The sequence below is a fragment of the Phyllobacterium sp. T2-21 genome, from assembly GCF_055378485.1.
Genome location: NZ_AP027913.1, coordinates 416,513 through 429,449 on the forward strand (window position 1 = coordinate 416,513; position 12,937 = coordinate 429,449).

The window sequence follows — 12,937 nt, forward strand, 5'->3', positions numbered from 1 at the left end:
AGGCTATTTCATGAGAATTCTAGTCACGGGTGGTGCGGGTTTTATCGGGTCGGCGGTCTGCCGCCATCTCGCCTCCAATCCCCGCAATCAGGTCGTCAACGTCGACAAACTGACCTATGCGGGCAATCTCGCATCGCTTCGCCAGATCGAGAATTATCCCAACTACAGCTTCGTCGAGGCTGATATCTGCGATGACGCCGCCATTCTTGACGTGCTTCGCACCGAAAAGATCGAGGCGGTCATGCATTTGGCGGCCGAGAGCCATGTGGACCGCTCCATTGATGGCCCTGCAGCGTTCATCGAGACCAATATCGTGGGTACATTCCGCATGCTGAATGCGGCGCTGGCCTATTGGCGAGATCTGCCCGAACCCGCCAAGTCCGAATTCCGCTTTCACCACATTTCCACGGACGAAGTGTTCGGGGATTTGCCGTTCGACAGCGGCATTTTCACCGAAGAAACGCCTTATGCACCGTCATCTCCGTACTCGGCGTCAAAGGCAGCCTCGGACCATCTGGTCCGCGCGTGGCACGAGACATATGGTCTGCCGGTGGTTCTGTCGAACTGCTCGAACAATTATGGTCCCTTCCATTTTCCGGAAAAGCTCATTCCGCTTGTTATTCTCAATGCGCTCGATGAGAAGCCATTGCCCGTCTATGGTGCAGGCGCAAATGTTCGCGACTGGCTGTTCGTTGAGGATCATGCGCGGGCATTGGAACTGGTGGTGACGAAGGGCAAGCCGGGCGAAAGCTACAATATCGGCGGTCGCGCGGAACGCACCAATCTCAGCGTTGTCGAAACCATTTGCGATATTCTCGACAACAAGCGTCCGCGCAAGGGCGGCGCGCGTTACCGGGATCTCATCACATTCGTGACCGACCGTCCCGGACATGACCGCCGCTATGCCATCGACGCGTCAAAGATCGAACGTGAACTCGGCTGGAAACCGGCCGAAACCTTCGATACCGGTTTGGAACGGACCATACAATGGTATCTCGACAACACGTGGTGGTGGGAGCCGATCCGCAGCGGAAGCTATGCGGGTGAACGGCTTGGCTCTGTCTCCCTGAAGAAGGGGACGGCATGAAAATTGTCGTAACGGGCCGGGAAGGGCAGGTTGTCCGCAGTCTGGTCGAGCGCGCCAGCCTGCACCCCGAAATAACGCTCCTGACCCTCGGACGCCCGGATTTTGATCTGGCGCAGCCAGATACCGTCTTCGATGCGATCGCTACAGCAAAACCAGATCTCGTTGTATCTGCTGCGGCCTATACGGCCGTTGATCAGGCGGAGGATGAGCCTGAATTGGCTCATGCCATCAATGCGACCGGTGCCGGAACTGTTGCCGCGGCCGCGGCGCGGGCTGGTGCCCCGGTTGTTCATCTTTCAACCGATTATGTGTTCGCTGGCGAAGGGGATACCCCCTATGCGGAAGATGACCCGACAGGACCGCACGGCGTTTACGGCCAGACGAAGCTCGCTGGCGAGGCTTTGGTCGCACAGGCCAACGGCAAACACCTCATCCTGCGCACGGCGTGGGTGTATAGCCCGTTCGGAAAGAATTTTATCAAAACCATGCTGCATCTGGCCGCAAACCGGGACAGCCTGTCGGTGGTATCCGATCAATGGGGAAACCCGACATCGGCCATCGATATTGCCGACGGCATCCTGCACGCCGCGAACCGCCTTCGTACGGACCCGCAATTCGATGCATTCGGTGTCTATCATCTTGCCGGAACGGGCAGTACCAACTGGAGCACCTTCGCCCGGGCGATCTTTCAGGCCAGCCGGGATGAGCAGGGCCCGTTCGCCGAGGTGAAGGACATCCTGACGTCGGAATATCCGACGAAAGCCCGCCGCCCGCTGAACTCGCGTCTCAACACCGAAAAATTCCATGCTGTGTTCGGCTGGCAGGCGCCGTCCTGGGAACAGTCGACCATATCGACGGTCAAACGGCTGTTGCAGCCGAGCGCGCTGTAAAAGCCCCAGGCTATGAATGCGTCCCCAGCATTGCACGGGCACGCGTCAAACCCCAATGAAGCAAATCTTCGGCGCGGCCGTCATCGGATGCTTCGGCATAACAGCGCAGCTCAGGCGCATTGCCCGAGGCCCGATAGTGAATGACGTCGCCCGTCGAAAGGACGACACGCACGCCGTCAATGGCATCGCTTTCCCTGATCGTGCCGACCGGCGCGAAGAAGGCGTCGCGGCGGACACTGTCAAGCAGACCTTGCAGGAAGGGGCCACTGGCCGTCGATGCAATGTGCTCGAGCCGGCCGCTGCGCGTAAAGCGGGAGGGCAGATCCCGAAGCAGCGCTGACACCGGAACGCCTCTGCCGGCTGCCATGCCGAGGACACTCAGGATCGGAAGCATGGCGTCGCGGGTTGGCAAGGCCTCCAATGTTCCGCCATTCATGGCGAGAGTTGAACCCAATAGCACCCCGCCATTGGCTTCAAAACCCACGATTCGCCGGAACCCATCCCTGCGGGCCTGCTCCATGCCTTCGATCACGTAGGGCGATCCGACACGTGTCCGGTAGACTTTCGTGAAGAGACCGCTCAGCTCAATGGCCGTATTGGAGGTGACGGGCGTTACGACCGCATCCGCATCAAGAAAATGTGCCGTCAGAAGGCCGACACTGTCGCCGCGCAGAAAAACACCATTTTCATCGGCAACAAGCGGCCGGTCGGCGTCGCCATCGGTCGAAACCAGCGCGTCGAGCTTGTATTTGTTGCAGGCATCGGTGGCAAATGCGATATCTTCGGGACGGAGAGCTTCGGTGTCAACGGGCACGAATACGGCGGAATGCCCAAGCGCCACGGCATCAGCGGCGAGGTTCTGCAGGATGGTGACGATCAGATCACCCGCAACGGAGCTGTGCTGATAAACGCCGATTCTCTTGCCGGCCAAAGCATTCGGCCTCAAAACGGAGATGCTTCGCCTGATATAATGTTGCAGCGCATCCGGCACGATTGCCGCCTGTCCGACGGAGCCCGCCGGCTTTTTCGCCTCCAGATCAAGGACGGCCAGGATGCCGGCTTCATCGGCCTTGTCGATCTCGCCGTCGGGCCGGTAGAACTTCAGGCCATTCCGGTCTGCGGGAATATGGCTGCCCGTGACCATGATGGCCGGTGCCTTGAGGCTGAGCGCGCGAAACGCCAGTGCCGGTGTCGGCAAGGGACCGCAGTTTTCCACCCGCATTCCAAAGGCTTCTGCGGCCGCCATGCATGCGGCCGCCATCCGCGGACTGCTGGAACGCAGATCGTAACCAACGAGCAAAGGGCTGCCGGACGCAACGCCTTTGACTTTCTGCATGTGTGTCAGGAATGCGAGCGTATAGGCTTTGCAGACCTCATCGGGTAGTTCGGTTACAAGGCCGCGAAGGCCGCTTGTGCCAAATTTCAGACTGCTCATTGTAATGTCACAACCACTCAAGCCGTTGCCGCTGGATTCGCTCGTAAGATGTCAGCCGCGCATGATCGAAAGTCAACAACGATCGATGTCAGAATATAGCTGGGGGAGTGCGGATGGAAAAAGTGGCTGGGGAACCTGGATTCGAACCAGGACTAACGGAGTCAGAGTCCGTGGGTCTACCGTTAACCTATTCCCCAACAACCGCTTTTGTGCGGTGGCTGATTAAGCCGGTGCGGGGTCATATAGTCCAATTCGTTCAGGATGAAAACCCCTGTTCGGATGGTTTTTGCACTGCGCCGCATTTTATCTTCCATACACGAATTTAATGGGCGCAAATGGCTGGGTCGTCCTTGCAACTGGTTGCCAGGCTATCGAAAATGCCGGCGAAGCCATTTGGCCGCTGGCAATCCGATACGTCAGGCCTATAACTGTCTGAAAGTGATTTGCAACGCACAGCGAAGAGAAAGCAGACGAGGTGGCGGACCGATCATCACCACTGGCCCCGTTCAAGCACGACACGTTCCGCACTATCTGGATCGCGAGCCTGGTCTCCAATTTCGGCTCGCTGATCCAGGCGGTGGGTGCCGCATGGATGATGACGTCGATTTCTGATTCGGTGAACATGGTGGCACTTGTGCAGGCCTCCACGGCACTGCCCATCATGATCTTTTCCTTGGTATCCGGCGCGCTGGCGGACAATTTCGACCGGCGCAAGGTGATGCTGGTGGCACAGTGGTTCATGTTGGTCGTTTCAGCGTTTCTAACGGTTTTTGCCTATCTCGGGCTCATCACCCCCTGGCTTCTCCTGGCATTCACCTTTCTGCTGGGCTGCGGGACGGCTCTCAACAATCCATCCTGGCAGGCCTCGGTCGGTGACATGGTTCCCCGGGACGATCTGCCCAATGCGGTGGCGCTGAACAGCATGGGCTTCAACATCACGCGCAGTGTTGGTCCGGCCATTGGCGGCCTCATCGTTGCGGTTGCCGGTGCTGCGGCGACGTTTGCGGTCAACGCGGCCAGCTATTTCGCCGTGATCTATGCCCTGATGCGCTGGCAGCCGAAAATCGATCCGAGCCCCTTGCCGCGCGAATCGCTCGGCCGCGCCATTTCGGCGGGCCTGCGCTACGTCGCCATGTCGCCCAATATCGGCAAGGTGGTCGTTCGCGGCTTTGTCTTCGGTCTTTCAGCCAGTGCGATTCTGGCGCTCCTGCCGCTCGTTGCGCGCGATCTCGTCCATGGCGGTCCTCTGACCTACGGTGTCATGCTCGGCTCGTTCGGCATCGGTGCCATCGGCGGTGCGCTGCTCAGTGCGCGCCTGCGTGAATTCCTCTCGAGCGAGGCAATCGTGCGGTATGCCTTTGCCGGATTTGCGGTGAGCGCGGCGGTGACGGCGGTCAGCACGTCGGTGTGGCCCACCAATATCGCCCTGCTGCTGGCCGGGGCCTGCTGGGTCCTGGCCCTCTCGCTGTTCAATGTCACGGTGCAGCTGTCGACGCCGCGCTGGGTGGTGGGACGGGCCCTGTCGCTCTACCAGACGACGACATTTGCGGGTATTGCTGCGGGCAGCTGGCTCTGGGGCGCGGCCGCCGAACAATACGGCGCGGACAGGGCTCTGATCGCTTCCGGAGTGCTCATGCTGCTCGGTGCCGTGATTGGCCTGCGCTACGCCCTGCCGGAGTTCAAGTCGCTCAATCTCGATCCGCTCAACCGGTTCAGCGAACCACTGCTGGCGCTTGACCTGAAGCCGCGCAGTGGGCCGATTGTCATCATGATCGACTACGAGATCGCCGAAGCAGACATTCCCGAATTCCTCGCGCTGATGTCAGACCGGCGGCGTGTGCGGATCCGCGACGGTGCGGGGCAATGGGCGCTGATGCGCGATCTGGAGAAACCGGAAATCTGGACCGAAACCTACCACACGCCCACCTGGGTCGAATATGTCCGCCACAACCAGCGGCGAACGCAGGCGGATGCTGCGGTTGGCGACCGGATCCGCGCGCTGCATCGGGGCGGCGAAATCCGGGTCCATCGCATGATCGAGCGGCAAACAATCCTGCCGCACGATATCGCTGCGCATAAGACGCCGATGGACATGCACTGACGGGACTATTTCTTCCGAAGGGCATCCGCGAGCGCCGCGCCGAAAGCACCCTGTGTTGTCGATGTCTGCGGTTTGCCCTGCGCCGCCGGTTTCGGCTTGAAGCTGGCGTTGTCAGCCCTTTGCTCCCTTGGGGCAGGGGCACTACCATCCTTGCGCATGGTCAGGCTGATGCGGTTGCGCTTGACGTCGATATCCACAACGCGGACTTTCACCACATCCCCCGTCTTGACGACCTCATGGGCGTCCTTGACGAAACGGTCTGCCAGTTGTGACAGATGCACCAATCCGTCCTGATGCACGCCGATATCCACAAAGGCGCCGAAGGCAGCCACATTGGTGACCGTTCCTTCCAGCATCATTCCCGGCTTCAGGTCCTTGATGTTGTCGATACCATCGGCAAAGGCCGCGGTTTTGAACTGCGGCCGTGGATCGCGGCCGGGCTTTTCCAGTTCGGCGATGATGTCGCGAACCGTCGGCAGGCCGAATCGCTCGTCGACGAAGAGGCGCGGATCGAGCGCCTTCAGGGCGGCGCCATCATTCATCAGCGAACGCACGTCACGGCCGCAGGCGCTGACAATCTTCTTGGCGACGCCGTAAGCCTCCGGATGAACCGCTGAAGCGTCCAGCGGCTCGGTGCCGTCGGGAATACGCAGGAAGCCCGCACATTGTTCGAAAGCGCGTGGCCCCAACCGCGCGACTTTCAGGAGGTCACGGCGGGTTTTGAACGGACCGACGTCGTTGCGGTAAGCGACCACGGCTTCTGCCAGCGAGGTCCCCAGACCCGAAATGCGGGCCAGCAGCGGCGCCGATGCGGTGTTGAGGTCGACGCCAACCGCATTCACGGCATCTTCGACAACACCGTCGAGCGAGCGGGCGAGGCGATACTGGTCGACGTCGTGCTGGTACTGGCCGACGCCGATGGATTTCGGTTCGATCTTGACGAGTTCCGCCAGCGGGTCCTGCAGGCGCCGGGCGATGGAAACGGCGCCTCTGAGCGATACATCGAGATCCGGGAATTCTGCGGCAGCCGTCGCCGATGCCGAATAGACCGAAGCACCCGCCTCACTGACGATCACCTTCAGCGGCTTGGGCGAAGGCATGTCGGCAAGCATGTCCGCGACAAGGCGTTCTGTCTCGCGGCTGCCGGTACCGTTGCCGATCGCGATCAGCTCGATCTTGTGTTTGCCGGCCAGCCGCGCCAGTTCGGCCTGGGTTCCACGCAGATCGTTGCGCGGCGGAAAGGGATAGACGGTCGTCGTGTCGAGCACCTTGCCGGTACCATCGACGACAGCCACTTTCACGCCGGTACGGATGCCGGGATCGAGGCCCATGGTTGCACGCGATCCGGCCGGTGCCGCCAGCAGCAGGTCTTTCAGGTTGCGGGCGAAAACGTGGATCGCCTCTTCCTCCGCCTTTTCACGCATCTGTGTCATCAGGTCGATGGAAAGGTTGAGCGACAGGCGCGCCCGCCAGGCCCAGCGGACGACGTCCATCAGCCAGCTGTCGGCGGCGGTTCCGCTCGGGGAAATTGCATAGGCACCGGCGATCATGCGTTCCACCGGCTTCACCGGAGAGGTATCGTCGGCATCGACTTCAATGTCGAGGGAAAGCACGTCTTCGTTGCGCCCGCGCAGCATGGCGAGGGCGCGATGGCTGGGGATGGTCGACCAGCGTTCGAAATGGCTGAAATAGTCGGAGAATTTCGCGCCCGCTTCCTGCTTGCCGTCGGCGACCTTGGCGCGCAGAACAGCCTTGTCCTTCATGTGATTGCGCAGGCGGCCGACGAGATCGGCATTTTCGGAGAAGGCTTCGACCAGAATATCGCGTGCGCCATCCAGCGCCGTTTTCACATCCGGCACGTCCGCCGAAAGAAAAGTCTGGGCCAGTTCGGATGGAACGCTGCGGCGGTCGGCGAGAATCGTTTCAGCCAGCGGCCCCAATCCGCGTTCGCGGGCAATTTCGGCCCGCGTGCGCCGCTTGGGTTTGTAGGGGAGATAAATGTCCTCAAGCTCAGCTTTGGTGGCGGACGCCAGGATCTTGGTTTCCAGCTCGTCGGTCAGCTTGCCCTGGCCGCGGATGGACTCGATGATGGTGTCGCGCCGGGCGTCAAGCTCGCGCAGGTAGATGAGCCGCTCGTCGAGAAGCCGCAGCTGCGTATCGTCAAGTCCGCCCGTCACCTCTTTGCGGTAGCGGGCAATGAACGGAACTGTCGCGCCGCCGTCCAGCAGTTCAATCGCCGCATTGGCCTGTTCGGGCCTGGCATTGATCTCGGTGGCAATGATACGCGCAATACGGGCAGTTGTGGCAGTCATACTGGTCTCATCAAACTTGATCGGACGGCGACCATAGGGCTGCCGGGATCAATCGGCAATCGTTTGGTCCGCTGGTTCTCCCGGCGTTCCACGAAAAACTCCATGGCTCCCCCGGGCTTGACCTGCTCAATGAAACGTTTCCTTATCGCCCGACCCTTCTGCTGATTCAGCCAATATGGATAGTGTGACGATGCCGGCAAATACGAAGCCAAGGATTCTGTGCGTTGGTGCCCTGACGATGGACACCATCTTCCGGCTCGACACCCTGCCGCCCGGTCCCGGCAAGTTCATCCCGCAGGAGGCCGTGGAGATCGCGGCAGGCATGGCATCGAGCCAGGCGGCAACCATTGCAAGGCTGGGCGGCAGCGCGTCTTTGTGGGCGTCGGCGGGGCTGGACCATGTCGGCGATCGCGTGGTCGCTGAGCTGGCGGAGGAAGGGGTCGACTGCACCTTTGTCCGCCGCATCCAAGGTGCGCGGTCGGCTTTTTCCTCGATCTTTGTCGACAGGTCGGGTGAGCGCATGATCGTGCCCTTCTATGACAAGACCCTGTTGAGCGCGCCGGAACAGATCCCGCCCATCGAAGACGGCGCGTTCGATGTGGTGATGACCGATGTTCGCTGGCCGCTGGCTGCTACCACTGCGCTCAGGGCAGCGCGCGAGGCTGGCATTCATGGCGTGCTCGATGCCGATGTCGCGCCGCTGGAAACCCTTGAGCGGCTGCTGCCGCTTGCATCGCATATTGTCGCCTCGGAACCGGCAGCCGAAATCATCACCGGTGAGGCGGATATCGAGCGTGCCGTCATTGCCTTGGCGGCCCGGTATCGCGGTTTTGTCGCTGTCACCGGCGGCGGCAAGGGCTGCTACTGGTCGGGCGGCGAGGCGGGGATCGTGCACCATATGCCCGCTTTTGCCGTTGATGCCGTGGATACGCTGGCCGCCGGGGATGTGTTTCACGGCGCCTTCGCACTGGCGCTGGCGGAAGGACATGGCATGGAGGAGATCATGCGTTTTGCCAGCGCGGCGGCAGCGATCAAATGCACCCGGTTTGGCGGGCGTGCGGGTGCGCCGACGCGGAACGAAGTCGAGCACTTGCTGTTCAATTCATAACATTTGTATCCATGCTCGCAAAAATGTATGTGACAGCATGTTGACTATCAACTAACATGTTAGTAGTCTTTATGCATTGAGAGGGTGGGAGGAAAATCATTGTCTCGGGTTGAACGATTTGGACTTTCTGCGGCATTGACGATGCCGTTTGATGCTGCGCTGGCAATTGATCTGCCCTCGGCAATTCACCATGCAAAAACCTGTCTGCAGCGCGGCTGCAGCAGCGTCACCCTGTTCGGGACGACGGGCGAGGGCTCGTCCATCGGTATCCATGAGCGCCAGGCTGTCATCAAGGGATTTATTGCGGCAGGCATCGCGCCGTCGCAGATTGTCGTTGGCGTCATGGCCAATTCGCATGTCGATGCGGCAGAGCAGGCACGGTTTGCGCTGGATGCGGGATGCCGCGGTATTCTCCTGGCGCCGCCGTCCTATTTCAAGAATGTCAGCGATGACGGCCTCTTTGACTGGCATGCGGCGGCGTTCAAGGCAATCGGCGCGGATGTGCAAGGCATCATTCTGTATAATCTGCCCTCGGTGACGGCAGTCGAGATTTCGGTTGATCTGGTCAGCCGGTTGCGTGAGGCCTTCCCTGGTGCGATTGCCGGGGTCAAGGATTCTTCCGGCAACTGGAGCTATACTGAGAAGATGCTGGCACGGCACAATGACCTTGCCATCCTGATCGGCGATGAGCGCAGCCTTGCTGCGGGCGTGCGGCTCGGCGGGCAGGGTGCCATCTCGGGTCTGGCCAATATCTACCCCGAACGTCTCGCGCGTATGATCGATGAAGGGCGCGACGATGAAGAGGTGGTTGCGGCTGTCAATGAACTGGTGAAATATCCGGTGATTCCGGCTGTGAAGGCGATGGTTGCCCATCACCAGGGCGAAGAAGGCTGGCGGCGGACGCGTGGTCCGCTTGAAGCCTTGCCGGACGGCGATCGCAAGCATCTGACGGCAGTCTTTGATCGTCTGTTTGTCGCGGCCGCCGCCTGACGGGGAATCGTGAAGGCGTCCTGAGGAGGAACAGGCATGGATGACAGCGGCGAGCCGGTAAGATTGCGTGAGAAAGCCTATGCGAGTTTCACGGAACATCTTCTGGCCCGTGACTTTCATCCGGGGCAGTTCGTGTCGCAGCGCCAGCTCGTTGCCATGACGGGCATGCCGCTCGGGGCCATCCGCGAAGTTGTGCCCCGTCTCGAAGCTGAGGGGCTGGTGAAGACGGTGCCGCAGCGCGGGATACAGATTGCGCATATCGATATCAATCTGATCCGCGAAGCCTTCCAGTTCCGCGTCTTCATGGAGAAGGAAGCGGTTGCGCTGTTCTGTGTTTCCGCTTCCGATGAGGTGTTGGCCAGGTTGCGGCGCGAACATGAGGAGACCTTGGAGAAGGCTCTCAGGGACGGAGAGACGCCCGAGCTTGAACTGCACGCGCAGGCGATCGATTGGTCGCTGCATGACACAATCATCGATTCCCTTGGCAATGGGATCATTTCGAAAGCCTATCGGATCAATGCCATCAAGATGCGCTTGATCAATCAGGAGCGGTTTCGCATCACCGGCCGCGTTATTCCGGTGATGCGCGAGCATCTGGCGGTCATTGCGGCAATCGAGACCCGCAACCCGCAAACGGCGATGGATGCCATTGCCGAGCATATCAACAATGCAAGGAATCTCGCTCTGAAGGTTTAGACGCAACGGTGCCGGAAATGGGAGTTACGGCGCTGCAATGGATTATGGGAGGACGATAAGCATGAAACGGATTCAACCGACACGCCGGCAATTTCTTGCCGGATCAGCAGCACTTGGCGCGGCGAGCTTTGCCGGCCTAAAGCCGGCATTCGCCAATGTCGACTGGAAGAAATATGCAGGCACGACCCTCGAGGTGAACCTGATCAAGAGCCCGCGCGGCGATATTCTGCAAAAGTACCAGAAGGAATTCGAGGAATTGACCGGAATCAAGGTCAATTCCGAGCAGACGCCGGAACAGCAGCAGCGCCAGAAAGCCGTGATCGAACTGACCTCCGGCAAGCCGAGCTTCGATGTCATCCATATCAGCTATCACGTGCAGAAGCGGCAGTTCGAGAAGGGCGGCTGGCTTGCCGATCTGACACCGTTCCTGAAGGACCCCACGCTCACCGAGCCGTCATTGGTCGAAAGCGATTTTGCCGAAGCGGGTCTTGCCTTTGCCAAGGACAAGAACGGCCGTTTCGGCGGTCTGCCGTTCTCGGTGGATTACTGGATTCTGTATTGGAACAAGGAACTCTTCGCCGCCAAGGGCATCGAATATCCGAAATCCTTTGATGAGCTTGTAAGCGCCGCAGAAAAACTCACCGATGCGAGCAAGGGTACATACGGGTTCGTGGCCCGCGGCATGAAGAACGCCAATACGCCTGTTTGGGCCAGCCTCATGCTCGGTTATGGCAAGAGCACGATCGACGACGATAATCTCCAGACCGACACGCCGGAAGCAATCCAGGCCGCAACGCTCTATCAGCGCCTGATGACAAAGTCCGCACCGCCCGGCGTAACGGGTTTCAACTGGGCCGAATGCCAGTCAAACTTCCTGCAGGGCAAGGTTGCCATGTGGCTGGATGGCATCGGTTTTGCCCCGCCGCTGGAAAATCCGGAGAAATCGCGGGTCGTCGGCAAGGTCGGTTACGGCGTCATGCCCAAGGGGCCGGCGGTGCAGGCTGCGCCGACCTTCGGCGATGGTATCGGCGTGACCGAGGGATCATCGAAGAAGGAAGCGGCTTACCTCTATTGCCAATGGGCTATTTCGAAGCAGATGGGCGCGCGCCTGCTGCAAACGGGCTCCGGCGTTCCCTTCCGCAATTCGATCCTCAACGATCCGGAGGTCCGCAAGGGTGTGACCATGCCGTCCGAATGGGTTGACGTGCTGACGGCATCGGCCAAGGTCAGCCAGCTCTGCCTGCCAGTCATTGTCCCGGTCACGGAATTCCGCGACGTGATGGGTGTCGGCCTGACCAACCTTCTCGGCGGCGCCGATCCCGCAACGGAAATGAAGCGGGCAACGGAAGAGTTCCGTCCCATCCTTGCGCGCAGCGAGGGCAAATGACAATCGCCGCCCCGACCATGACAACCGAAGCACAAACCACCAAAGCCAGAACGGGCAAACGCCGGCTCAAGCCGAGCTACTGGCCGTTTGTCATTCCGGCGCTGGTCATTGTCGGGGCGGTCATTCTGTTTCCCTGGGCGTTCACCCTGTGGATGAGCGTCAATGAGTGGCATCTCGGCGGAGAACAGAGCTTCGTCGGGCTTGCGAATTTTACCCGCCTGGCAGGCGATACGCGCTTCTGGCAGTCGATGGGGCACACCGTGCTCTATACGCTTCTCTCCGTCATCGCCCCGTTGTTTTTTGGAACCATTGCGGCTCTGATCTTCGACAGCAAATTGCCGATGCGCGGCCTGTTGCGCGGCATTTTCGTCATGCCGATGATGGCCACGCCCGTGGCCATCGCTCTGGTCTGGACCATGATGTACCACCCGCAGCTCGGGGTTCTCAACTACCTCCTGTCACTGGTTGGCATCGGGCCGCAGGAGTGGATATTCAACCAGAACACGGTAATCCCGTCGCTGGTGCTGGTCGAGACCTGGCAGTGGACACCGCTTGTCATGCTCATCGTGCTCGGCGGTCTTGCTTCCATGCCGCGCGATCCCTTCGAGAGTGCGGAAATCGACGGCGCCAATGGCTGGCAGAAATTCCGCTACATCACGCTGCCAATGATCCTGCCCTTCATGATGGTTGCGGTGATCATCCGCTCCATCGATGCCCTGAAGAGCTTTGACATCATCTTTGCCATGACGCAGGGCGGCCCCGGCACGGCGTCCGAGACGATCAATATCTATCTCTACAATGTCGCCTTTTCCTACTACGACATCGGCTATGGCTCGGCGATTGCCGTGGTCTTCTTCGTCGTCATCATCACCATGTCCATGGCGCTGCTTTATCTGCGCCAGCGGACCAAATGGAACAGCTGAGGGAGACG

The 12,937-nt window shown here is 60.1% G+C and carries 10 protein-coding genes and 1 tRNA gene; 8 read left to right on the plus strand and 3 right to left on the minus strand.

Going from position 1 to position 12,937, the window contains the following annotated elements:
• Nucleotides 1-10 precede the first annotated feature (10 nt).
• A complete protein-coding gene (gene rfbB / locus ACZ5FP_RS20130) occupies nt 11-1,087 on the plus strand; it encodes a dTDP-glucose 4,6-dehydratase (protein ID WP_464663938.1) in 1,077 nt (358 codons plus the stop codon).
• Nucleotides 1,084-1,977, plus strand: a complete 894-nt coding sequence (rfbD, locus tag ACZ5FP_RS20135; RefSeq protein WP_464663940.1) for a dTDP-4-dehydrorhamnose reductase — start codon at nt 1,084-1,086, stop codon at nt 1,975-1,977. The genes rfbB and rfbD overlap by 4 nt, the downstream gene beginning before the upstream one ends.
• Before the next feature lie 10 nt (nt 1,978-1,987).
• Here the strand turns inward: rfbD and ACZ5FP_RS20140 are convergent, their stop codons facing one another.
• Complete coding sequence (locus tag ACZ5FP_RS20140; RefSeq protein ID WP_464664034.1) at nt 1,988-3,418, minus strand: phosphomannomutase; 1,431 nt, start codon at nt 3,416-3,418, stop codon at nt 1,988-1,990.
• 117 nt (nt 3,419-3,535) lie between these two features.
• Nucleotides 3,536-3,609: transfer RNA gene (locus ACZ5FP_RS20145), tRNA-Gln, on the minus strand.
• A gap of 278 nt (nt 3,610-3,887) precedes the next feature.
• Between ACZ5FP_RS20145 and ACZ5FP_RS20150 the strand changes: the two genes are divergently transcribed.
• Complete coding sequence (locus tag ACZ5FP_RS20150) at nt 3,888-5,513, plus strand: MFS transporter (protein ID WP_464663942.1); 1,626 nt, start codon at nt 3,888-3,890, stop codon at nt 5,511-5,513.
• A gap of 5 nt (nt 5,514-5,518) precedes the next feature.
• On the opposite strand, the gene ACZ5FP_RS20155 is transcribed toward ACZ5FP_RS20150, so the two are convergent.
• Nucleotides 5,519-7,825 carry a Tex family protein gene (locus tag ACZ5FP_RS20155; RefSeq protein ID WP_464663944.1) on the minus strand — a complete coding sequence of 769 codons (2,307 nt, stop codon included), beginning with the start codon at nt 7,823-7,825 and terminating at the stop codon, nt 5,519-5,521.
• A 190-nt stretch (nt 7,826-8,015) separates the two neighbouring features.
• Between ACZ5FP_RS20155 and ACZ5FP_RS20160 the strand changes: the two genes are divergently transcribed.
• The 5 genes from ACZ5FP_RS20160 to ACZ5FP_RS20180 all read left to right on the plus strand — a co-directional run bounded on the left by ACZ5FP_RS20160 (nt 8,016) and on the right by ACZ5FP_RS20180 (nt 12,929).
• Nucleotides 8,016-8,933 carry a sugar kinase gene (locus ACZ5FP_RS20160; RefSeq protein ID WP_464663946.1) on the plus strand — a complete coding sequence of 306 codons (918 nt, stop codon included), beginning with the start codon at nt 8,016-8,018 and terminating at the stop codon, nt 8,931-8,933.
• A gap of 99 nt (nt 8,934-9,032) precedes the next feature.
• A complete protein-coding gene (locus ACZ5FP_RS20165) occupies nt 9,033-9,923 on the plus strand; it encodes a dihydrodipicolinate synthase family protein (RefSeq protein ID WP_464663948.1) in 891 nt (296 codons plus the stop codon).
• Nucleotides 9,924-9,959: 36 nt separating this feature from the next.
• The gene (locus ACZ5FP_RS20170) at nt 9,960-10,619 is read left to right on the plus strand and encodes a GntR family transcriptional regulator (RefSeq protein WP_464663950.1); all 660 of its coding nucleotides are present in this window, start codon (nt 9,960-9,962) and stop codon (nt 10,617-10,619) included.
• A gap of 61 nt (nt 10,620-10,680) precedes the next feature.
• The gene (locus ACZ5FP_RS20175) at nt 10,681-12,006 is read left to right on the plus strand and encodes an ABC transporter substrate-binding protein (RefSeq protein WP_464663952.1); all 1,326 of its coding nucleotides are present in this window, start codon (nt 10,681-10,683) and stop codon (nt 12,004-12,006) included.
• A complete protein-coding gene (locus ACZ5FP_RS20180; RefSeq protein WP_464663954.1) occupies nt 12,003-12,929 on the plus strand; it encodes a carbohydrate ABC transporter permease in 927 nt (308 codons plus the stop codon). The genes ACZ5FP_RS20175 and ACZ5FP_RS20180 overlap by 4 nt, the downstream gene beginning before the upstream one ends.
• Nucleotides 12,930-12,937 lie beyond the last annotated feature (8 nt).

Coding starts and splice junctions, on each gene's coding strand:
- ACZ5FP_RS20155 (WP_464663944.1), bottom strand. CDS start 7,825: ATGACTGCCACAACTGCCCGTATTGCGCGTATCATTGCCACCGAGATC.
- rfbB (WP_464663938.1), top strand. CDS start 11: ATGAGAATTCTAGTCACGGGTGGTGCGGGTTTTATCGGGTCGGCGGTC.
- ACZ5FP_RS20170 (WP_464663950.1), top strand. CDS start 9,960: ATGGATGACAGCGGCGAGCCGGTAAGATTGCGTGAGAAAGCCTATGCG.
- ACZ5FP_RS20180 (WP_464663954.1), top strand. CDS start 12,003: ATGACAATCGCCGCCCCGACCATGACAACCGAAGCACAAACCACCAAA.
- ACZ5FP_RS20160 (WP_464663946.1), top strand. CDS start 8,016: ATGCCGGCAAATACGAAGCCAAGGATTCTGTGCGTTGGTGCCCTGACG.
- rfbD (WP_464663940.1), top strand. CDS start 1,084: ATGAAAATTGTCGTAACGGGCCGGGAAGGGCAGGTTGTCCGCAGTCTG.
- ACZ5FP_RS20175 (WP_464663952.1), top strand. CDS start 10,681: ATGAAACGGATTCAACCGACACGCCGGCAATTTCTTGCCGGATCAGCA.